This window comes from Thermomonas sp., from assembly GCF_047606765.1.
In the GTDB taxonomy this organism is placed as follows: domain Bacteria; phylum Pseudomonadota; class Gammaproteobacteria; order Xanthomonadales; family Xanthomonadaceae; genus Thermomonas.
The window spans coordinates 1-19,509 of sequence record NZ_JASGED010000022.1 but is presented as its reverse complement, the minus strand read 5'-3'; the positions used below and the strand labels follow the sequence as shown (position 1 = coordinate 19,509).

The window sequence follows — 19,509 nt, the reverse complement described above, 5'->3', positions numbered from 1 at the left end:
AATAGAGCACCTGCTAGCCATGCCGTGGTCCACGAGGCCAACGTCCAGCCTCACAGCCGCGTCAGGCCATCGTGGCGCCGCCAGAAGTTGCCCGGTTCCTGATCATCTGCGCCTGGGTCGCGCTCAATCGATGCAATCGGTGGGTCAGTCAGTAATGGCAGTGCAAGTGTGCAGGGTAGAAATACCATCGACCAGGAAGGGTTCATCAAGTTGTTCCTGTCGCAGTTGCAGTTTCAGGATCCGCTTGAGCCTGTGGACAATCGTGAGTTCCTGGCGCAGTTGGCCCAATTCAGCAATCTGGAGCAGTCAAGGCAATTGAGCCTGAACTCCGAAAGCCTGTTGACGATGACATCGGCGAGTCAGGCGTTGAGTTTGTTGAACCGGGCTGTCGATGTCATGCAAGCCGGCGGCATGAGTGCCGCAGGGACGGTCACAGTCAGCTCCTATTCGACGCACAAAATGCGGCGAATAGCCGGGCTATTCGCCGCGCGATGTTTCGAACATGGACATTCGCGCGCGTCGCTGATGTGCGCTCTTGACAGGCGAGTTCAGTAAGCGTAATAAGGATCATAAATAAGCCGTTATCAGCTTAAAATATCAAATATGAGCCATGCGTCGGAAAGAAACTGACTTTGCCACACCTGCGACCTTGAAGACCGCGGGCCATCTCGGTGAGCTGGTTCGTCAGGCGCGGTTGGCGCGGTCGTGGACGCAGCAGGCGCTGGCCGAACGGGCCCGCATCAGCCTGGCCACGCTCAAGCGCCTGGAGGGCGGTGCGGTCGAAGTCTCACTGGGCGGATGGCTTGCGGTGTTCGAGAGCTTGGGTCTGTTGTCCCTGCTCGGCGCGCTGAGGGATCCCGCCTCCGCCGCCTTGCTGGACACCACCAAGGCCAAGCGTGTGCGCCTCGGCCAACGTGACGAACTGGATTTCTGAGCATGGTCGAACGCACGGTCTTCATCCATCTGCCCGGTGAGGCGGAGGCTGTCCCGGCCGGGCGCCTGTCGATGATCGAGCAAGGGCTGCAGGTGCAGGCCTCGACGTTTGCCTATGGCCGCCGCTATGTGACGCGCGCCAATGCCTTGCCGGTCGATCCAGTCGCGCTGGAATTGGTGCCGGGGCGAAACCACGAGGAACGCGTGCCGGCGGGTGGGTTGGCCATGTTCGGCGCCCTGCGTGATGCGACACCTGACGCCTGGGGGCGTCGCGTGATCGAAAATCGGTTGCGGGCGCCACCCAACGGTTTGCCGGAATCCGTCTATCTGGACCACGCCGGGCCGCACCGCGCCGGTGCACTGGATGTGCGCGAGACGCCGACCAGTCTGCCGACAGGCGGCGCGCTTCCGTCAGTCCTCGACCTGCGCCATCTGCTGGATGCAGCGGCACGAATCGAGGAAGGTGAGCTGGTGCCGGCCCACCTGGAGGTTTTCTTCGCCGGCGGACCTTCCGTGGGCGGTGCGCGGCCAAAGGCGGTGGTGACCGTCGACGGTGGGGAGTGGATCGCGAAGTTTCCGGCCAGGAACGACGCGTTCAACGTGCCTCTGGTAGAGCGCGCCACCCTGGAGTTGGCGCGAGAGGCAGGTCTGGCCGTGCCGCGCACGCGCATGGAATCGCTGGCTGACGGACGGCAGGTGATGCTGATCGAGCGTTTCGACCGTGAGCCGCTGGACCGCGGCATCGGGCGTCTCCACATGGTCAGCGCGCTCACGCTGCTGGCGCTGCATGAGCAGGATTCGCCGGATTCCAGCTACGCAGCCATATCCGATGCGATGGGCCTGCACGGAGTGAGTGGTCAGATCGCGTCCGATCGTAACGAGTTGTTCGGGCGGATGGTGTTCAACATTCTGGTGTCCAACGACGACGACCACCTGCGCAACTATGCGTTTCTCTTCGATGCGGAAGGTGGAGGCTGGCGGTTGAGCCCGCTGTATGACGTGGTACCCAAGCCGCAGGTGGCGCAGGAGCGGATGCTGCACCTGTCGATCGGGCCGCAGGGTCGGTTGGCACGGCTGGACAACGCGCTGGCGGGAGCCGGGCGGTTTGGCCTGCTGCCGCCGGACGCGGCACGGGTCATCGAACGCGTGGTGCGCGCAGTACGCAGTTGGCGCGAGACGTTCGAAGGGTTGGGTGTTTCGGTGCGGGAGTGCGATCGGGTCGCCAGTGCCTTCCGCCGCGCGGTCGATATCGGCATGCGAGACGTGGATCGGAAACTCTGATGGCTGCTCTGGGATTGCCCGTCGGCATGATTTTTGACCTCCAAGCACCGCCCGGATTGCGAACCCGTGCCGTGCACTTGGTGGTCGTTTCCGTGCCACGGTCTGTGCCCATTCCGTGCCAACGGGCACCGTCACGGGAAAAATCGGCACGTTCCGGGGTCAAATGTGTTGTGGATAAGATCAAGCAATATCAGTGACTTGCCATTTGTCACCGAGTGCGGCTGATTGATGCCGTACCGCCCCGACCCACAATCACCGCCTACGAACTTGGGGGTCGGAGGTTCGAACCTTCCGGGCGCGCCACCTATTGTAATGCCGACCTTCGGGTCGGCATTCCTGTTTTCAGCCTGTCGAATTGCCTGCATCGCGCTGCGGCGGCGAGAACGGAATCGTGTCCGGGGCCACCGCGCCGCCGCTGATGATGAAGCTCATCGCCTGATCGACAGTCCAGTCGGTGGGCGTGATCTTTTCCACCGGCACGATTTCCAGATAGCCGGAGGTCGGGTTGGGGGTGGTGGGCACGTACACGGCGGCGAGTTCGCGCCCGGTACCGGCTTCGCGGATCACCCGGGTGACAAAACCAATCGATTTCATTTCCGTGTGCGGGAAGTCCACCAGCACCACGCGCTGGGTGCCATCGGGTTTGGTTTGCAGGATGTCCAGCAGTTTGCGCGCGCTGCCGTAGATGGTGCTGGCCAGCGGAATGCGCGCGACCATCGCCTCGAACCAGCGCAGCAATGTTTGCCCGATCACGCGCCTTGCCAGCCAGCCGGCCAGCAGGATCACCAGCAAGGTGGCGACCAGCGCGATGGCATTGAGCACCCAGGGCTCGACCAGCCAGCCGAAGGTCTGCGGGTTGCGCTGTGCGATGCCGTGCAGCGCGGGCTCGACCAATGGCTTGCCAAGGTCGCCCAACAGCACGAACAGGAACTTCACCACCACCCAGGTCAGCCACAGTGGCAGCAGGGTCAGCAGACCGGTCAGGAACAGGCGTTGCAGGCGTTGGCCCAGGGAAGGGCCGGGGGCAGGGGATGCGGACATGCACGCATTCTAGCCGTGCGCGCGGCTCAACTCCTGCGCGCCAGGTGAATACCCACGTCGGGATAACCCTGCGCCGCTTCGAGCGGCTCCTGCTTGCCGCTGGCCATGCGTCGATTGCAGGCGGTATCCGCGCACAGGGTCAGCCAGCCGGAAACCTGCACCGGCTGCGCGCGCAGTTCGCCTGCACTCGGCAGGCGGTAGTGATGGCCGTCCTGCGCACCCAGCCACGCGGCATAGACCTGTGCATCAATGGCAGACACGCAGGTCACCGGCCTTGCATTGCTGCCAACGGTGCGCCAGCTGCGCTTGCGACCGAATACCCCCTTGCCGCAATCGGCAGGTGCGCGCCCGGTGGCGGCTACGAAGCGCGCATAGTCGGCGCGGGTCACGGTGACGATCTGGATCGCAGCCTGCGGCAACGGCGCATCTACTTGCGTGCTTGCGGCAGCCGTTGCATTGCCACCCCGCACGCTTGCGATGCGTGACTGCAATGCACGTTGACGTTTGGCGTCCAGCCCCAGCCAGTTGCTGCTGGCCAGCAGGGTGCTGGCTGCAGGCGCATCCGGCACTGCCAGCAATGCGATCAGTCGGGTGTCGAGTGCGTTGTCCAGCCGCTTGCGCAACTGGTCGATGGCGATGCCGGTGCCGCCGCGCCTGGCATCCAGTTCGCGCGCACGTCGGAACGCCAGACGTGCCGCTTCGGCATCGCCCGCCCGCATTGCGCTGGTTGCGGCTTCGCCCAGCGCATCGAACAGCAATGCGGTCACGCGCTGGGTGTCGGGATGGGTGGCATCCATGCGCCATGCGGCATCCAGGCTGTCCCATGCATTGCCGTTGGGCGGTGCCAGCAGCTTGCGTTCACGCAGCTGGTGCTCGGCATTGGCGATGTAGGGCGCGACCCCGTCGGATGCGATGTCCTTGCCTTGCGCGGGAAGTACGGGCGCATCGGAACGGACGACGGTGCTCCGGCTTGTTTGCGGCGGTACGTGAATCACGTCGTCCTGTGCCAGCACGAAATACGCCAGCGCGGCGCACAGCGATGCAAGCCCCGCAGCGCCGATCGCCCAGGTGCGCCAGCGTGACGGCGATGATGTCCGGACATCGGCATCGTGCGCGGGCACCGCGACCGGCACGAATGCCTTGCCTGCACGTTGTGCAAGTGCGTCCAGCGCGCCCAGCATTTCCTGCGCGCTGGCAAAGCGCTGCTCCGGCTTCTTCGCCATCGCGGTATCGATGAAGCCTTGCCAGTGCTTGAGGATGGCGGGCAGGCGCGGGATCGGTTCCTGCACATGCTTGAGCGCCATCGACAGCGCATCGGGCGCGCCGTAAGGCAGGCGACCCATCAGCATTTCCCAGCTCAATACGCCAAGGCTGTACAAGTCGGCACGGCGATCCACGTCCTGCCCGCGCGCCTGTTCCGGCGGCATGTAGGCGGTGCTGCCCACCGCCAGCCCGGAATGGGTCAGGCGCGGGTTGCTGCCACGCCGCAGGGCGATACCGAAATCGGCCAGCATCGGCCGGTCGGCATCGTCAAACAAGACGTTTTCCGCCTTCACGTCGCGATGCACCACGCCGCGCACATGCGCGTAATCCAGTGCCTGCAACAGTGCGCGCAGGATCGTCGCCGCCTTTGGCTGGTCGCCGGCCATCCGGCGCTGGGCAAGATGCCCGCGCGACAGGTACGGCATCGAATAGAACGGCCTGCCATCGGCAGTGCGGCCAACTTCATGGATGCCGACGATGTTGGGATGTTCCAGGCGCGCGATGATGCGTGCCTCATTCTCGAAACGGGCGCGGCTGACTTCGTCAGCAAGTGCCTCAGCCAGCATCACCTTCAGCGCGACCTTGCGCTGCAGCGAGGTCTGTTCGGCCAGATACACGGTGGACATGCCGCCGTGACCGATCACGCGGATGATGCGATAGCCGTCGATGCGTGGATGCGCGTTGTCCACCAAGCGTTCAACCCCCTGCGGTTCCACCACCCCGAGCATACGATGCGCAGCCGTGCAGGTGAACCCGCCCGCGCATGCGGGTCGGGCATGCCGGGATGCTCAGACCAGCAGCAGCGAGGACATTTTCCTGCGGTAGCGGCTCACGAGGTCTTCGTCCTCGACCACGCGGAAGGCGTCGATCAGCGATTTGCGCGCAAGGCCATCGGCATAAGTGCGGTCGCGTTGCAGCATCTCGATGAACTGCTGCAGGCCGGCTTCGGCATCACCCGCGACCAGTTCGCGCACGCCCAGCAAGTGGCGGGCATGCAGGTCGCCCGGGTTGGTGGCAATCGCCGCCTGCAGGACCTCGGCGGGCGGCGCGTCCTGCAGCAGGGCGGCAAAGCCCAGCCGCGCGCGCGCCTTGACCGCACGGTCATCGGTGGACAGGTTGGCCGGCAGCCTGTCCAGCAAGTGTTCGGCCTCGCTTGCTGCGCCGGTTTGCAGCAGCGCCAGTGCCAGGTCGAGCTTCAGCTCGTCCTTGTCCGGTTCGGTTTCGATGGCCTTGCGCAGGCGTATCACCTCGGCGTGTGGATCAAGCGGCGGCGCGACTTCGGGGGCATCGTCCACTGGCGGTGCAGCGGGTTCGATGCCGACCTGTTGCAGCATCTCGCGCAACTGGCCTTCCGGCAGCACGCCCGGAATCGCGCCTAGCAACTGGCCGTCCTTGAACAACACCATCGTCGGCACCGAGCGGATCTGGAAAGCGGCAGCCAGTTCCTGCTCCTTGTCCACATCAACCTTCGCCACCACGAACGCGCCGTGATAGTCGGCCGCCAGCTTGTCCAGGATCGGGCCGAGCGTCTTGCACGGGCCGCACCAGGTGGCCCAGAAGTCCACCAGCACCGGCGTTTCCAGCGACTTGCGGATCACCGCGTCCTCGAAGGTCGCGGCGCTGGCATCGAATACATGCGGGTTGCTGGCGTCGGTCATCGGTCTTTCTTCTGGAGTGATGCCGGGAATATGGTGGCAGATCGCGGGATTCACAAGTCGATGCCAAAAATACTTGCTGGCATATGTCTGGCTATCAGCGGTCGATTCGCGCCGAAATACCGCGAGATATTTCCTGCGGGTGCTTAATGTCTCAGAGGATGCCGGGAATGCGTATGGCTAGCGCGGCCGCTTCTGCGGCGCAATCCTTGTTCGGCTTCAGGCCCTTGGCCTTGGCCTTGGCCACGTCGGCCGCGGCGAGGCTCACATCCTGCTGATATGCGGCATTGTTCTGGAGCAACGCGAAGGTTGCGGCGGCCACAACCTTGCCTTCGATGATGTCGCTCTGCCAGTGTGCGTTGCATACCACGCGGCTTTCGCCGTAGGCGAGCCCACGTGCGAATAAGGCATCGGCATTGGCCGGCCAGACTTGCGCCAGTACTAGCGCTTGGGTCCAACCGATGGCGGCGCCAAAGACGTCGCAGCCAAAGCCTGAGGAGAGGATTTAGGACTGAATTAGTGGCTGGATCCTATTTTTAGGGTCCCTAGCCTAAAACGACGGGTTGGTGCGTTCTTAACCTCAGAATCCGCCGGCGTCGTTCTCTTCGATGTACTCGACTCGCGCCGCGTCCAGAACGCGCTGGGGCTCCGTTCCGAGCATGTCGTAGGGGCGTTCGTCGTCCAGGAGAACGTGCGGTGAGTGGAACCATTCGATTTCACCCCAGCCCGTCGTTCGACCGTCCTGATCCAGATATGGGCCGAACTCCCGCAGAATCGACAGAATCTCAGCGAACTGAGCGATTGGCTGTCCATCTGGTTGGAACTGCCAGCTAGGGAATCTGAAGTGATGGTGCGGTTCGGTCAGGTACACGGCCAGCAGTCGACCTGCTTTGCGCAGTTCCGTGGCTCGCGCGCCAAGTGTTTCTGAAAGCTTCTCGTCAACTTGTCCCGCTGTTGGCCAGTCGCGGGACAATTCGGCTCGTCGCGCGGCAGCGGCTTCCTCGATTGATAGAGGGCTTAGTGCAGCCGGATTCGAACTCATGGATCAGTTCCTCTACAGGCTGGGATGGTCGTTGGTCCCGGAGTTCAAAGCTTGGGCATCTTGTCGAAGGCTTTGTAGAGCTAACGGGCAACTTGTTCAACTGTAAGGACGCCGTATTGCCAGTTGGATTGCGCTACATGTGCTGCGAGTGGCGTATGCGGGCACAGTCATCCGCCAGGCGACAGTGAGAACCGGGCGAATTCTTGGCGGCTAACGATGCATTGGGGCGATTTGTCGGAGCCTGTACGAATAGCGGGCAATTGTTGGTCTACAACTGGGTGTTTGTTGGCTGGCGTCGGGGCGATTCCTTGGCGGCGGACAGAAATGCTACAAGCCGCGTAGGAGGCGGCGAGGACATGATACAGTCACATCAGACTATTTCGCATAATGCACAAAGCGTAAGGATTTGCATTGATGCTTTGACCTTCTGAAACCCGCGCCGTTGCTTGCGGAGCGTGAAATATACCTGCTGTCAAGAGTAGGGCGGCGGCGGTCGCTGCCAGCCTGCGCCACACTGATTTTTCTTCGCGGCTGATTGCTCGGGCCTCGCCGACGATGCCCAGCACTTTTGCCAGCGGTTCGCCGGTCAACCCAGCAAGCGCAGCGCATCGCACTGCATCGGGCAATTGAACGCCTTTCCGCCATGACGACACTGCGGATCGACTTACATCCAGTGCGTCGGCCAGTGCCATATCTGTAGCAATTCCCTGCTTTCTCTTGGCTGCGTCTAGTAGCTCGCTGACGTTCATGTTCTGTCCCTATTGACAAGATGTTCTGCCCTACAGTACAACGCGACCCTGTTCTGCGATGCAGAACATCGATCACGCCACCGGGGCGGGTCGCAGGGCAGGGGGCCGGATTCCCCTAGGCATCTCCCCTTGCCGCGCTCTGTCCGTCTCGGTGGCCTTCTCAAAGGGGCAGGGGATGGAACTGCAATCGCTTGATTCGGGAATCGATGCGCTGGCGCTGGCGCAAACGTCCTTCTTCATGGGCATCTGCGTCGGCATCGTCATTGCAGCGCTGATCTGGTGGCAGGCCACCAAGGGGCGTGACTGGTGATGCTCGTTCTCTATACGACGCACCCGGCGCAGGTGCTGGCCTTTCGCATTATGCGAGGGCTGTTCGCGTGATCGTTCGCCTTTACACCTGCTATTGCTGTGACAAGGGCTGCGAATGGCTCGCGCCTGACGGTCGTTGTGGGGATTGCACGTATTGCACGCCGGAAGAAGTCATGGGCGAAACGTCCGATGGGTGACGTGATTTGCCGCGAATACGGCGAGCTTATCGACGGCTGGCAGCGCACCGATGCCGAGCTTCGCTACCTGTTGAGCGTCGTGGAGCCTTCCGACGTGCAACGCGAGCAGATGGCTTTCCTGCGTGCCGAGCGTGAGGAATGGGTGGCGGCAATGCGCCGCTGCCCGAAGTTCGTACAGCCGGGGCGCATTTCATGAGCGAAACCGCTGCCAAGGGACTCCCCTTGTCTAACAGGGGAGTCAGTGAATCTGAACGAATCGGCACGGTCGTGGACTGGCTGGCTGTTTCTGTTGATCTGCTCTCTGTTCTTGAATCCCGCGAAGTGGTGGGCGATGCGCAGGAGCTATTGCAGGATTTGAACGGCACGCTGGGCCTAAGCGTGCAGGAAGTCGCGCAGCACATCGCGGATCACTTCTTTCCCGGCGTGTTCGCTCTGGGCGAGCAACGCCCCGGCACCTTCTATCGCTGGCGCGTCCGGCTGGAAAACGCGCAGGGCAACCATGTCGGCTTGATCGAGCTTGGAGGCCGTGAGTGCGTTGTCGATGGTCAGCCGACTATTAGCACGTATCGCAAAGACGGCACGCCTACTGCGCGCATTGAGCTTACCGGCGACGGCTGCCGCCTGTATGAAACCAGCAGTGGCAGTGACCATGCTGAGCGGTGGTCGCTGCTCGCTTCACTGCTGGGCTGCTGCGATGCGCGCATCACGCGCATCGACATAGCGGCAGACGACTTTGAGGGCCAATACCCGGTGAGTTGGGCCATGCAGCGCTATGACGGCGGTGACTTTGACAAGCGCGGCCAGAAGCCCAAGGCGCGGTTTATCGATGACATGGGCAACAAAACCGGCAAGACCTTGTATGTCGGCAGTCGCGCATCAGAAAACCAGCTTCGCGTTTATGAGAAGGGCAGGGAACAGGGCGACATGGAAAGCGAGTGGGTGCGCTATGAGGGCGAATTCCACGCCTCTAACCGCCGTGAGCTACCGCTCAACATGTTGATCGACGGCGCAGCCTACCTTGTGGGCGCGTATCCGGTTCTCGACTTCGTTGCCGGTATCGGTGAACGCCTCCGCGTTGCAACCGAGCAAGTCATTGCAAATTGCAAGCGTGCAGTGATGCACTTCCGTAAGCAGTACGGGCCAATGCTCAATGCCATGTTGTATGCCGCTCAGGGCGATGAAGAGACACTCGGCAGGCTCGTTGCCGGAACGGCACGAAGAAAGTTGCCTAAGTGGTGTCCATCGCCCGATCAGGCCGTTCAATTGCTGACGGTAATCCTTTTCGCCCCACAGGGGCAACAACAGGCCGAGAAGGCCGCAACGTCCTAGGAGGACACCATGAAGCTGCAAATCGAAATCACCGCACCGAATGCCATCACGAAATCCGGCATTAGCAAGCGCGGTAAGCCTTACCAGATTATCGAGCAGTCCGGGATGATCACTTACCCGAACGGCGAGCGTCGGCGTTCCTCGCTGCAGCTGGAAGACGGCGACAACGATTTGCCGCTGGGCATTTATGAGCCGAAGGACGATGCCGTGTACCCGGGCGGTTTCGGCAAAGTCGAAATCAGCATGCGCGCTCGGAATTGGCAGCGCGTCGAGCAGGGCAAGGCGAAGTAATCGCCATGCCTCGCGTCCTCGCCTGTCTCGATGAAACGCCTGCGCAGGATGGTTCCTGCGCGTATCAGGCATGGGTCGATCAGGCGAGCTTTTCCGACTTCCTGCCAACGCATGAACAGGCCAATGCGGTGGGGGTGGCGTTCCTCGGGGCGCTGGTGGTTGTGGCCTTTGTCAAACGTGCTTTTAAACCTCAACGATAGGAGTTCTAAAGATGGATCGTTCCAAGTTCGAAAAGGCTTCGCAGACTGCGAAGCACTACATGGGCCGCGCTGTTTCGGTCGGTACTGGCCTGCTGGCCTCGGGTATGGCGCTGGCGCAGAGCAACGGCCCTGACGTTTCCAGCATCGAATCCGAGTTCTCGACGTACAAGGTCGCCGTGGTCGGCCTTGTCATCGCCTTTGCGGTTGTGCTTTGGGCCATCAAGGGTGCCGGCCTGCTCAAGCCGCGCTAATCGCCCTCGGGCGATATGGAAGGGGCTTCGGCCCCTTTCTTTTTCAGGGAGAACGGAAATGTTCGCGGAACTGTTTCCATTGATCGAATTGATTTGGTGGATGTGCGCGGCGGTCGTGGTTTCGACGGGATGGGACGAATGAGCATCGAACGCGCTTATTTTAGGATCACGCGCCACGCACGCGCTGCGCGGTTCTGGTTGCTTCTTGTTTTGGCTGCTTTGACATGGTTGGGTGTCGGGCAGGCTCGCGCAACGGATTGCAGTTCTTATGCAGTCGGCTGCACGGTACAAGATGCGATCGATCAGTGCGAATATGAAACTGATAATTGGCCTGTATCTTCTAGCTACCAACATTTACAGTCACGTTGCGCTGTGAGCGGCGACGTTAACAGTTCCGGTTATGTTCGATCCACTTTTTGTTCTTCGGTTAACAGCTGCGCCGGCGCTTCTGTTAATACATCAAGCCAATATTTCAAATACGGATGCCCGGCAGGAACTCAATTTAATTCGTCGCTTAATAGGTGTTCGTTACCGAAGCGCAGCGATGAGGAATGCTTGGCGCTTAATGGCGACATTTCATCTCAAGGGCCAATTACTCGTACTTGGTCAAGTTATTGCCATGATTCTGGCTGTAGTAGCGTTATCGATAATCCCGAAATCATTACTAATTCTCTTGGCACTACCTTCTACCGTGGCATGCTTCGTTATACCGGCGCATGCGCTGTAAAGCCTGCCGATCCTGATATTGCCGACGGCAAGCAAGACGACAACACGCCGCGCGAGGAATGCAAGGCCGTTGCTGGTCAAACCATGTGCATCAAGCCGGACGGGCAGCAATGCGCGACCGCTAGTACTGGCAAAAAATTTTGTTGGCGTCCGGGCGAGACAGGCGAGAAGGGCGACGAAAACACGTTGCAAGTGAAGGGGCCGGGTACCGACGTGCCATTGCCGAAGAAACCGGCTACCGATGACGGCGACACGTACGAGCCTATCGATGATCCGATCACTACGACGACAACGAAGGGCGATTCATCGATCACCACCACCATCCAGAATTACAAGACACAGAACAACACCGAGGCTGGCGGCAAGGACGGCGGCAAAGAGGGCGGCGAGGAAGGCGGCGACGAAAACGGCTCGACCGGCGGCACTACTTGCGATAGTCCACCTGTTAGCAGCGGTGATCCTCTCTTATCGCAAATTGCGATGCAGGCGTGGCAAACACGCTGCGCGATAACGGCTCGCAACAAGCTGCAGGATGATCAAGCGAATCAGCTTGCTGGCGAGGGGGATGGTCTCGACGGTGTGAGCGTCGGCAGTATCTTCGACGGCGGCGGCGGGGTTCCAACGCTCAATGAGGGCTTGTTAGGCAGCGGTGGCGGGCAGTGCAGCTTCGGCGTGCCGCTTGAGCTTATGGGCGAGCCGATCACGTTGCCCGCCGAGTTTTGGAGCCTTGCAAGTTGGATCGGATTTCTAATCGTCGCGCTCGCCTATATCTGGGTGGCCGTCAAGCTCGGGAGTTAAAAAATGCCTGCACTTGCTGCACTTCTCGCGGCCCTTGGGCCTTGGATTTCCCGCTTCTTCATGGCGAAGGGTGCCATGATGTTTGCCGGGTTTCTTGGTCGTTTAGGCATCGTCATCGGTACTAATGAACTTGCAATGGAACCGCTGACAAATCTTGTTGTTTCCAAGTGGGCAACGATGCCGGCATCAATGCAGTGTTGGTTAGCGTTGTTCGGCGTCACGAAGGCCGTGTCCATCATGCTTTCAGCCATGACGCTCATTAGCGCCAAGAAGCTGTTTTTCTCCAAGGCCGACTAATGAGTGTCGACATTGCACAAACCGCCAGCATCACACTCATCACGGCGGTGCCGGGATCAGGCAAGACGCTTCGCGCAGTGTGGTTCATGCGTCAAGCCATCGAACGGGGCATGCAGGTTTTCGTCTGCAACGTCAATGGCCTTAAGCTGCCCGAAGTGATCGACTTTCCCGATCCAACGAAGTGGGAAGGTCTCCCCGCAGGCTCTTTGCTGGTCATTGACGAATGCCAGCGTTTTTTCCGTGCTGAACGCGGCGTGCCGTCCTACATCGCGGCGATGGAAACCATTCGCCATATGGGTATTCGTCTGGTTCTGCTCACGCAGCACCCGGCGCTGATTCATCCGAATATTCGTGCTCTCGTTGGTTATCACGAACATTTGGTGCGCGAGAACGGTAAAGAGTCGGCCATCATCTACAGTCGCAGCCGCGTCATCGACAACGTGCGCAGCGACAAGGCTCTTGCTGTCGAGGATCACCATAGCTGGGCATTTCCGAAGGACTGCTACGACCTCTACACCTCTGCCGAAGTACATACTGTCAAACGTACCGTGCCACACAAGTACAAGCGTGCTGCACTTCTCGCGCTTATCGCAGCGGTGATCTTGGGCGGCGTGGTGTTGCAGATCAGGCGCGCTGTTTACGGCGATGAAAGCCAGCCGGTCCAAGCGGCGCAGAACGCGCCTAGCGTTCTAGCCGCTGACCGGGCTGGCGACAAGCGGGAAAGGATCGACACGGCTGCTCAATACGCCGCACAAGTTCAACCGCTCATTGCCGATGCGCCTTTCACTGCACCCGGCTTCGTGAACCGCGAATTCGCTAGCGATCCGCAAGTTTTCTGCATGGCGAGCGGTCACCAGCGAGGCAAGACATGGATCACTGAAAGCTGCACGTGCCTGACGGAGCAGGGGACGCGCTACGAGCTTGACCTCGACCAGTGCGCCGACATTGCCCGTTATGGCGGTCGCTACAATCCCTACAAGCGGCCGCTTGAGCAGCAGATGCAGGGGGAGGCAACCGAGGGGCAGGTGGCGGCACAAGATGCGCAGCCGTCGCCTCCGGTGCCGGCTTCATCGTTCGGCAGTGTCGCGGCCTACGGTGCGGATGGCTTGGGCGCGTATTGAAGCTGGCTTGCTGGGACATACATGCGTGTCCCGTCATCATTCCAGCATTCGAGGCTGCCATCTTCGAGTTCATGCACTACCACGCTGCACGGTGGTTCCAGTTCAAATGTTGTCATGGCTTCTTCCGGCTTGGGCCAGTGCCACAACAGCCATGCAACGCAAGCGGCGAGCGCAAGTGCAAGGCCGCGCCATTGTAGGTTTCGCATCTTCTTTTTAGTCCTGCACGTTGTTATCGGCGTCCGGCACGTCGTGTCTCCGCGCAAGCTCTTCGAGCGCGAATTGCACAACATACGGTGCGGGCCGGTGGTCGGCAGATTCGTCGGCGAGGTAGTAACGCATCATCCGCTCGCTCACGCCAATGCGCCGCGCAGCCTCGCGTTGAGATAGTCCAGCATCAACGAGCAGCGACCGGAGGTATTCTTGGCGCGGGTCGTGTCCTGATGCGTCTGGCTGCCTGTTCGGCAGTGAATGGGCGCTCATGCGGGCAGCGGGTGATGCTTAAACATGTAATCAAGAGCACGCGATGCGGCCAGCGCGTCGTTATTGTTGATCACATCGTCGAAACATTCGGATTTGAGCGCGGCATACTCATCAGCAGTCAAGCGTGCGGTATTGCTGATCTTCTTCCCACCCGTCGTTTCAGCGCAGAGCTTCACGCCGTCACCGTCATTGTAAACGGCAACAGACGTGCCGTTGATCCACGCACCGCCCAGAAACTCCACGAACTTGTTCATCTGCTACTCCTTTTTTCGCCTCGCCGGGATGGCTGGCACGGGAGTAATTATAGGCAATTATTGCCTAATGTCAATGCCTTAAACTTACCGATCATCTCCTAAAATCAACCGTTCGTCGGGTGTCTTGCTTTTTATGAGCGTAGCTCATGGTGGCGCTTCACGCTTCATGCCCTTGCGACGGAATCACGCGCTGGGGTCATGTCGAATACCGATCAAGTGAACGCCTGAACCAATTCACCTCCCTGCAAACCCGCTTTTAGAGTTCCAGCGCGGCCTTGTGTGCCTCGTTCTGGCGTTCTCGTTCATCGCGAATCGGGTTCTTGCTGGTGCGGCCCATGTCGTCGGTTGTGAGTGCCGGTACGGTTGTGCCGTTGTCGGCAAAGATGAGCCGGTCTCGCAGTTCCTGCATTTGGCGCAGCCATGCGCCGCCCTGAATCAAGCCGGGGCTGTAGGCCTGTCCGTTCGGGTCGATGAGGTTTCCGGTCTGATAGCAGAAGCCCCAGTCTTTCCACTGGGGCCAGCACTTCACGCCGGTTGAAAGGGCAGTCAAGGGGTTCACGCTGCAAACGCCTCTAGGTTCGATGGGTCATCAGATGCGGGCCTGCGCCCAAACTTCCAAGACAGCCACCACCAGAGCATTCGCCAGCCGTTCAACATCGCCCGCAGTTTTCGCATAATGCACATTATGTAAATAGATCAAGGTCGTGATTGCTGCTCCATCAGCTCCAAATGCAGGATTCGGCGGATTTCGAGGATCGACAGCGCGGTCTGCTGCACGCTGTGGCCGGAGGTGATGACCTTCTCCGACAGCGCGCCGGACAGATGCGCGCTGCGATATGGGACAAGGCCGTCGTCGGATTGTTCCAGCGGTACTGATGGATCGGCCTGCGCGATGATCGAGTGATAGCGCACGTTTGGCGAAATCGGCAGGTCGGCTGCGGCGCGCACGAACGGATCATGCTCGTCGAGGTTTTCAATGCCGTTGGGCAGGCGCATGCCGCTGTCTTCGAGGGATTTTGCAAGGCCGTCCCCGCCCGGCAGCATTTCGCCGAAGCCTTCCAGCAGGGTCAGCGGTAGCCGCACCAGCCGGGCGATGCCGCGACCGAGCCGTTGCCCGGCGACCGCAGTACCACGATGTGGCGTGGCGATGAAGATGGCGCGTTCGATGCCCGGGAACGGCTGGAACCGCAGCAGCCGTTCCAGCCGGCGGCGCACTTGTTCCTGCCGTTGCGGATCGATTTCGGCTGCCACCGCTTTGCTGCTTTCCTTGCGCGCCTGCTCCTGGCGGCGTTGTTCCTGCTCGGCCCATGCCTGGAGTTCATCGCTTGCGGTGGACACCATCAGGCGGGCGATCACGCCGCCCATGCTGTGGCCGATCAGCACCAGATCGCGCGATGCCGGCGCGCTGGCATCCGGGTCGAAGTGTTTCAGCGTGCGCGTGACCAGCCGGCGGATCGCGGCATGGTTGAGCACGATCGGCATGTTGGTTGGGTAATAGACCTGCCAGATCTGGTAGTTGCGCCGCAGTTCTTCATCCCCCTGGATCTCGTTGGCAAGGTTGACCCAGGCTTCCGGGCTGCTGGCGAGGCCGTGCAGCATCAGGATGATCCGGCGATTGGAGTCGTAGGGCTGCATCATGTACAGATGCGGGCGTTCGATGCCCTGCCCGCTGCCGAACAGCGTGTGCAGCGATTGCTTGTTGAAGCCGGAGCGCGCCAGCCACAGGCCGTAGCCGGCGGTGAAGTTGGCGGCAAGTGGCACGCGCTGGCCGTGGAAGACGGCAGCATCGATGGCATAGGGATCGTGTGCTTCGACGCGCACCTCGCGGGTTTCGAGCACGGCAGCGAGCGCTTCGGCGTCGGCCTTGCCATTGCCGAAACGGAACAGCACGGTCAGGCCGGGCGAAGGCATTTCGCTCCAGACCGGTGCGCGCCGCCGCAATTCACGCGCGGTGGCGGCATCCACTTCCTCCTCGCTGCCTCCTTCGTCTTCTGCCGGCGTGGGTGCGAGCGTAGGCGTTGAGGTGATCGGGTCATCCTCCATCACCGCCACCAGTTCGGCCCCGAAGCCTTCGCGACGCCATGTACTGAGGAAACCGGTGAACGAGAGCGAGGCCGCAGGCAGCAGTTCCTTCGGCATGCTCACGCCTTCGGGCATGCGGATGCCGGCCAGGTCGATGTGGAAAGTCCAGCCGGCCACATGGATGGTGTCTGGCTGACTGCCCTGCCCCGGCGCTCCGGGGGCGCTTCGGCTCTGCTCGAACAGCAGCGTGCTGGCTTCCTGCACGGCGTAGTTGTACCAGTCGCGCACCTGCACCTGGCGGTCTTCGAACGCGCGCTCGCCCGGCCTGCGCTCGGCAAAGAACAGATAGGCATAGGCGTGGCGAGCGGCTTCCATCATCGCGCCAAGCTGTGCGTCACCGGTATCGCCTTGCGCTTCCAGTGTCAGCGCATGCCGCAGCCAGAGTTCCGAAAGCGCCGAAAGCCGGCGTTCGTTGGTCAGGCCCGGGGCGGTGCGCATGGCTTCGATGCAGCTTGTGGTTGCGGCCGGGCAACCATCCGCATCCAGCCCGGATACGCGAATGGCCTGCGCGGTCTGCACGCTGAGCTTGCCGGTGGTCAGGATGTCGCCGCGCTGCTGGGCGATGTACTCGCCCGGCGTCATCGAATCCATCGTCACCACCGGCCTGAACTCGCGCACGATGGCGCAGCCGCCGAGCAACGGCAGCAATACGCCGGCGAGCAGCAGGCGATGCAGGTGATGCAGTCGGATCATCATGGCTGGACGTTCTGCCGGGCGTCGTCGATGCCGGGAATGCCGACGCGGATCGCACGCGGGAAGCCTTCCGGTGGGCCGGCGTAGGCTTTCGCGCGATCACTGACGTAGCCTGCCGCCTGCAGCGCGTAATAGTTGTAGCCGGGCACCAGCCCACCCTGGTCCAGTGCATATTCGGCCAGATGCCCGGACAGCAGCAGCCGGTAATCCAGCGGCAGCGATGGCGCGATGCCGCGCGCAATGTCATGCACAACGGTGGTGCAGTTGCTGGTCAGGGTGTTGTAGAAACGCGGCCTGTTGCGGATCGCCTCGGCTTCGCCGAGGTAGCCGAGGAACAGCTTGCGCACGGCGTCCCGGCTCAGGTTGAGCCGGTACAGATAGACGTCTTCGCCGCGTGCATTGGTGCGGGTACGCACGATGTCGTATTCGTCGGACGCAATCAGCACGGATTCGTAATTGCGGAAGAAGCCGGCGATGGCGGAGAAGGCTTCGCCCTGCTCCTTGCGGATTTCCAGCGAGAACACCACCTGGCGTCCGTCGTCGAAGCCGAACGACACCAGCGTGTGTGCGATGTGCGGCCCCATCCAGTACGACAGGATCAGGTCGGCGGAGGCGAGCTGGCTGAGGTCGTATTCGCGGGTTTCCCAGCGCACGGTGTAGTCGGTCTGGCTGCGCCAGTCGAAATTGCGCACGTTGTGCAACACCACGCGGTTGCGTGCGATGTCCGATTCAAGCAGCCGGGCCACGTCATCAGACCATGCACGTTGGTGCGCTGGCTTCAGCGTTCCCCACCATCCCAGCAGCGCCACCAGTGCAGCAACGAACACGATCTGCGTTGGCCTGTGCCAGCGGCCCAGCCATGGTGCAGCCAATGCGGCGATGGCGATTGCGCACCAGAGTGCGGGCAGTACCCAGCGCGGCTGCACCGGCGTGTGGTACCACAGGGCAAACACGCCCCATGCCGCAACCAGCAGCAAGGTGATGCCGAAGGCAGCAAGCCCCATGAACCGCAGCAATGCACGGATCATTGCGGCCACGGGCACTCCTGCGGGTTGTCGCGATGCGTCACCGCGACCGGTTCGAGGACCATGGGTATCACGCTCCCCTTGAGGGCGATGCCACCGATTATTACAGCACTTCAGGCAGCTGCGGCGGCTTCACCATCGGCATATGGCCCTGACCGGCTCCTCCAGCTTGCCCAACTGGTCGTAAGTGCGCCGCAGGCCGAGCTTCTGCAACTGGCGGTCACGGTGTTCGCGTGCGGCGCGGCAGCGTTCGTTGTCGGTCATCGCGGGCTTGCTGCGCCGGGCATGGCTGCGAACGCTGGTGGCGCGTGCAGGCTTCGGTTTCGGTGCGGGATCGATACGCATGGGCGGCGAGTCGGGCACCGGCTGGTAGTCGATGACCCGATCCAGCCGCTGGCCGGGCCGGCAAGGCTGCGCCTGGTAACTCACCGGCCCGGCGGACGAAGTGCAGCGGTACAGCTCCGCAGCGCTTGTCCCGGTGGGTGCGGCAAGCATCAGGATGGCTGCAGCGCAGGGTTGCCAGTGCATGTCTCGCTTCCGTTTCCTGTTTCGACAGCTGTAGTCTGGCGATGCAGGTTGACTGGCACAGTCAGGGAACTGCGGCGCGCGGGGTCGGAAAACCGCCCGATCTTCCGGTCTTCGGCATGCGACAGGTGTTGGAACCCATTCTTGCGTCAGTTGCGGGCGCGCGGCGTCCAGCGCCGCAGCAACAAGGCGTTGCCCACCACGCTGACGCTGGATAGCGCCATCGCCGCGCCGGCCAGCATCGGGTCGAGCTTGCCGAATGCGGCCAGCGGAATGCCGACAAGGTTGTAGATGAAGGCCCAGAACAGGTTCTGGCGAATCTTGCGATTGGTGCGTCGGGAGATGTCGATGGCGTCGGCCACCAGCATCGGGTCGGGCCGCATCAGGGTGACCGATGCCGCGTGCATCGCCACGTCGGTACCGCTGCCCATGGCGAAGCCGACATCAGCGGCAGCCAATGCGGGGGCGTCGTTGATGCCATCGCCCACCATGCCCACCGGGCCATCGGCAGCCAGCTCGCGCAGTACCGCGACCTTGCCGTCCGGCAGCACTTCGGCGCGCACTTCGTCTGGTGCAAGGCCAACCTGCGCGGCCATGCCCAGCGCGGCGGTGCGGTTGTCGCCGGACAGCATCAGCAGGCGCAGGCCCATCCGGCGCAGTGCGGCAATGGCGGCTGCGGACTGCGGGCGCGGTGCGTCCTCGAAACCCAGCAAGGCAAGCAAGCGCCAGCCCTGCCCGTCCTGCGATGCAAGCCAGGTCGGCGTGCGCCCGGCCTGCGCGGCGCGTTCGGCAGCTTGCGCACCGGCGCTGATGTCGATGCCAAGCGCCTGCATCCAGCCGGCATTGCCCAGCACGATGCGGCGTCCCTCCACCTGCCCCTGCATGCCGCGCCCGGCGATCGCATGGCTGTCACTCGCTGCGCGGATGGCGATGCCGCGTTCGCTTGCGGCATCCAGCACGGCGCGGG

Annotated in this window: 25 protein-coding genes; 12 read left to right on the top strand and 13 right to left on the bottom strand. The window is 61.9% G+C overall.

What is annotated here, in order from left to right; genetic code table 11:
• Positions 1 to 126 precede the first annotated feature (126 nt).
• The 3 genes from QM612_RS02330 to QM612_RS02320 are packed head-to-tail and all read left to right on the top strand — an operon-like array spanning position 127 to position 2,214.
• Positions 127 to 555 (top strand): flagellar hook assembly protein FlgD, encoded by a 429-nt coding sequence (locus QM612_RS02330; protein ID WP_415252327.1) that lies wholly within the window; start codon positions 127 to 129, stop codon positions 553 to 555.
• Positions 556 to 610: 55 nt separating this feature from the next.
• Positions 611 to 934, top strand: coding sequence for a helix-turn-helix domain-containing protein (locus QM612_RS02325; RefSeq protein ID WP_415252287.1), 324 nt, complete (start codon positions 611 to 613; stop codon positions 932 to 934).
• 2 nt (positions 935 to 936) lie between these two features.
• Positions 937 to 2,214, top strand: a complete 1,278-nt coding sequence (locus QM612_RS02320) for a type II toxin-antitoxin system HipA family toxin (RefSeq protein ID WP_415252286.1) — start codon at positions 937 to 939, stop codon at positions 2,212 to 2,214.
• A 342-nt stretch (positions 2,215 to 2,556) separates the two neighbouring features.
• Here the strand turns inward: QM612_RS02320 and QM612_RS02315 are convergent, their stop codons facing one another.
• The 6 genes from QM612_RS02315 to QM612_RS02290 all read right to left on the bottom strand — a co-directional run bounded on the left by QM612_RS02315 (position 2,557) and on the right by QM612_RS02290 (position 7,964).
• The gene (locus tag QM612_RS02315) at positions 2,557 to 3,255 is read right to left on the bottom strand and encodes a DUF502 domain-containing protein (RefSeq protein ID WP_415252285.1); all 699 of its coding nucleotides are present in this window, start codon (positions 3,253 to 3,255) and stop codon (positions 2,557 to 2,559) included.
• A 26-nt stretch (positions 3,256 to 3,281) separates the two neighbouring features.
• Positions 3,282 to 5,234: a bifunctional serine/threonine-protein kinase/formylglycine-generating enzyme family protein gene (locus QM612_RS02310; protein WP_415252284.1), complete on the bottom strand. Its 1,953-nt coding sequence runs from the start codon at positions 5,232 to 5,234 to the stop codon at positions 3,282 to 3,284.
• Positions 5,235 to 5,306: 72 nt separating this feature from the next.
• Positions 5,307 to 6,176, bottom strand: a complete 870-nt coding sequence (trxA, locus tag QM612_RS02305) for a thioredoxin (protein ID WP_415252283.1) — start codon at positions 6,174 to 6,176, stop codon at positions 5,307 to 5,309.
• A 151-nt stretch (positions 6,177 to 6,327) separates the two neighbouring features.
• A complete protein-coding gene (locus tag QM612_RS02300) occupies positions 6,328 to 6,543 on the bottom strand; it encodes a hypothetical protein (protein ID WP_415252282.1) in 216 nt (71 codons plus the stop codon).
• A 210-nt stretch (positions 6,544 to 6,753) separates the two neighbouring features.
• The gene (locus tag QM612_RS02295) at positions 6,754 to 7,215 is read right to left on the bottom strand and encodes a hypothetical protein (protein ID WP_415252281.1); all 462 of its coding nucleotides are present in this window, start codon (positions 7,213 to 7,215) and stop codon (positions 6,754 to 6,756) included.
• Between the two features lie 365 nt (positions 7,216 to 7,580).
• The gene (locus QM612_RS02290; RefSeq protein WP_415252280.1) at positions 7,581 to 7,964 is read right to left on the bottom strand and encodes a DUF3693 domain-containing protein; all 384 of its coding nucleotides are present in this window, start codon (positions 7,962 to 7,964) and stop codon (positions 7,581 to 7,583) included.
• Positions 7,965 to 8,139: 175 nt separating this feature from the next.
• Between QM612_RS02290 and QM612_RS02285 the strand changes: the two genes are divergently transcribed.
• From QM612_RS02285 to QM612_RS02245, 9 genes are all read left to right on the top strand, one after another.
• Positions 8,140 to 8,274: a hypothetical protein gene (locus QM612_RS02285; RefSeq protein WP_415252279.1), complete on the top strand. Its 135-nt coding sequence runs from the start codon at positions 8,140 to 8,142 to the stop codon at positions 8,272 to 8,274.
• 188 nt (positions 8,275 to 8,462) lie between these two features.
• Positions 8,463 to 8,666, top strand: coding sequence for a hypothetical protein (locus QM612_RS02280; protein WP_415252278.1), 204 nt, complete (start codon positions 8,463 to 8,465; stop codon positions 8,664 to 8,666).
• Positions 8,663 to 9,799 (top strand): replication initiation factor domain-containing protein, encoded by a 1,137-nt coding sequence (locus tag QM612_RS02275; protein ID WP_415252277.1) that lies wholly within the window; start codon positions 8,663 to 8,665, stop codon positions 9,797 to 9,799. The genes QM612_RS02280 and QM612_RS02275 overlap by 4 nt, the downstream gene beginning before the upstream one ends.
• Positions 9,800 to 9,808: 9 nt before the next feature.
• Positions 9,809 to 10,090 carry a single-stranded DNA-binding protein gene (locus QM612_RS02270; RefSeq protein ID WP_415252276.1) on the top strand — a complete coding sequence of 94 codons (282 nt, stop codon included), beginning with the start codon at positions 9,809 to 9,811 and terminating at the stop codon, positions 10,088 to 10,090.
• Between the two features lie 5 nt (positions 10,091 to 10,095).
• Positions 10,096 to 10,290, top strand: coding sequence for a hypothetical protein (locus tag QM612_RS02265; RefSeq protein ID WP_415252275.1), 195 nt, complete (start codon positions 10,096 to 10,098; stop codon positions 10,288 to 10,290).
• Between the two features lie 11 nt (positions 10,291 to 10,301).
• Positions 10,302 to 10,541, top strand: coding sequence for a hypothetical protein (locus tag QM612_RS02260; RefSeq protein ID WP_415252274.1), 240 nt, complete (start codon positions 10,302 to 10,304; stop codon positions 10,539 to 10,541).
• A gap of 138 nt (positions 10,542 to 10,679) precedes the next feature.
• Complete coding sequence (locus tag QM612_RS02255; RefSeq protein ID WP_415252273.1) at positions 10,680 to 12,065, top strand: hypothetical protein; 1,386 nt, start codon at positions 10,680 to 10,682, stop codon at positions 12,063 to 12,065.
• A 3-nt stretch (positions 12,066 to 12,068) separates the two neighbouring features.
• On the top strand, positions 12,069 to 12,362 hold the full coding sequence (locus tag QM612_RS02250) for a DUF2523 family protein (protein WP_415252272.1): 294 nt from the start codon (positions 12,069 to 12,071) through the stop codon (positions 12,360 to 12,362).
• Positions 12,362 to 13,483, top strand: a complete 1,122-nt coding sequence (locus tag QM612_RS02245; RefSeq protein WP_415252271.1) for a zonular occludens toxin domain-containing protein — start codon at positions 12,362 to 12,364, stop codon at positions 13,481 to 13,483. The genes QM612_RS02250 and QM612_RS02245 overlap by 1 nt, the downstream gene beginning before the upstream one ends.
• A gap of 213 nt (positions 13,484 to 13,696) precedes the next feature.
• Here QM612_RS02245 and QM612_RS02240 read toward each other — a convergent pair whose 3' ends face one another.
• The 7 genes from QM612_RS02240 to QM612_RS02210 all read right to left on the bottom strand — a co-directional run.
• Positions 13,697 to 13,963 carry a helix-turn-helix domain-containing protein gene (locus QM612_RS02240; RefSeq protein WP_415252270.1) on the bottom strand — a complete coding sequence of 89 codons (267 nt, stop codon included), beginning with the start codon at positions 13,961 to 13,963 and terminating at the stop codon, positions 13,697 to 13,699.
• Positions 13,960 to 14,217, bottom strand: a complete 258-nt coding sequence (locus QM612_RS02235; RefSeq protein ID WP_415252269.1) for a hypothetical protein — start codon at positions 14,215 to 14,217, stop codon at positions 13,960 to 13,962. The genes QM612_RS02240 and QM612_RS02235 overlap by 4 nt, the downstream gene beginning before the upstream one ends.
• A 256-nt stretch (positions 14,218 to 14,473) precedes the next feature.
• Positions 14,474 to 14,776, bottom strand: coding sequence for a hypothetical protein (locus QM612_RS02230; RefSeq protein ID WP_415252268.1), 303 nt, complete (start codon positions 14,774 to 14,776; stop codon positions 14,474 to 14,476).
• A gap of 137 nt (positions 14,777 to 14,913) precedes the next feature.
• Positions 14,914 to 16,995 (bottom strand): esterase/lipase family protein, encoded by a 2,082-nt coding sequence (locus QM612_RS02225; protein WP_415252267.1) that lies wholly within the window; start codon positions 16,993 to 16,995, stop codon positions 14,914 to 14,916.
• Positions 16,992 to 18,020, bottom strand: a complete 1,029-nt coding sequence (locus QM612_RS02220) for a DUF4105 domain-containing protein (protein WP_415252326.1) — start codon at positions 18,018 to 18,020, stop codon at positions 16,992 to 16,994. The genes QM612_RS02225 and QM612_RS02220 overlap by 4 nt, the downstream gene beginning before the upstream one ends.
• 129 nt (positions 18,021 to 18,149) lie before the next feature.
• Positions 18,150 to 18,545 (bottom strand): DUF4124 domain-containing protein, encoded by a 396-nt coding sequence (locus tag QM612_RS02215; RefSeq protein WP_415252266.1) that lies wholly within the window; start codon positions 18,543 to 18,545, stop codon positions 18,150 to 18,152.
• Between the two features lie 146 nt (positions 18,546 to 18,691).
• On the bottom strand, positions 18,692 to 19,509 hold an 818-nt coding region (locus QM612_RS02210), incomplete at its 5' end, for an HAD-IC family P-type ATPase (RefSeq protein WP_415252265.1).

Coding starts and splice junctions, on each gene's coding strand:
- QM612_RS02260 (WP_415252274.1), top strand. CDS start 10,302: ATGGATCGTTCCAAGTTCGAAAAGGCTTCGCAGACTGCGAAGCACTAC.
- trxA (WP_415252283.1), bottom strand. CDS start 6,176: ATGACCGACGCCAGCAACCCGCATGTATTCGATGCCAGCGCCGCGACC.
- QM612_RS02240 (WP_415252270.1), bottom strand. CDS start 13,963: ATGAGCGCCCATTCACTGCCGAACAGGCAGCCAGACGCATCAGGACAC.
- QM612_RS02235 (WP_415252269.1), bottom strand. CDS start 14,217: ATGAACAAGTTCGTGGAGTTTCTGGGCGGTGCGTGGATCAACGGCACG.
- QM612_RS02255 (WP_415252273.1), top strand. CDS start 10,680: ATGAGCATCGAACGCGCTTATTTTAGGATCACGCGCCACGCACGCGCT.
- QM612_RS02245 (WP_415252271.1), top strand. CDS start 12,362: ATGAGTGTCGACATTGCACAAACCGCCAGCATCACACTCATCACGGCG.
- QM612_RS02325 (WP_415252287.1), top strand. CDS start 611: ATGCGTCGGAAAGAAACTGACTTTGCCACACCTGCGACCTTGAAGACC.
- QM612_RS02220 (WP_415252326.1), bottom strand. CDS start 18,020: ATGATCCGTGCATTGCTGCGGTTCATGGGGCTTGCTGCCTTCGGCATC.
- QM612_RS02225 (WP_415252267.1), bottom strand. CDS start 16,995: ATGATGATCCGACTGCATCACCTGCATCGCCTGCTGCTCGCCGGCGTA.
- QM612_RS02290 (WP_415252280.1), bottom strand. CDS start 7,964: ATGAACGTCAGCGAGCTACTAGACGCAGCCAAGAGAAAGCAGGGAATT.
- QM612_RS02280 (WP_415252278.1), top strand. CDS start 8,463: ATGGGTGACGTGATTTGCCGCGAATACGGCGAGCTTATCGACGGCTGG.
- QM612_RS02250 (WP_415252272.1), top strand. CDS start 12,069: ATGCCTGCACTTGCTGCACTTCTCGCGGCCCTTGGGCCTTGGATTTCC.
- QM612_RS02265 (WP_415252275.1), top strand. CDS start 10,096: ATGCCTCGCGTCCTCGCCTGTCTCGATGAAACGCCTGCGCAGGATGGT.
- QM612_RS02315 (WP_415252285.1), bottom strand. CDS start 3,255: ATGTCCGCATCCCCTGCCCCCGGCCCTTCCCTGGGCCAACGCCTGCAA.
- QM612_RS02270 (WP_415252276.1), top strand. CDS start 9,809: ATGAAGCTGCAAATCGAAATCACCGCACCGAATGCCATCACGAAATCC.
- QM612_RS02275 (WP_415252277.1), top strand. CDS start 8,663: ATGAGCGAAACCGCTGCCAAGGGACTCCCCTTGTCTAACAGGGGAGTC.
- QM612_RS02285 (WP_415252279.1), top strand. CDS start 8,140: ATGGAACTGCAATCGCTTGATTCGGGAATCGATGCGCTGGCGCTGGCG.
- QM612_RS02295 (WP_415252281.1), bottom strand. CDS start 7,215: ATGAGTTCGAATCCGGCTGCACTAAGCCCTCTATCAATCGAGGAAGCC.
- QM612_RS02320 (WP_415252286.1), top strand. CDS start 937: ATGGTCGAACGCACGGTCTTCATCCATCTGCCCGGTGAGGCGGAGGCT.
- QM612_RS02215 (WP_415252266.1), bottom strand. CDS start 18,545: ATGCACTGGCAACCCTGCGCTGCAGCCATCCTGATGCTTGCCGCACCC.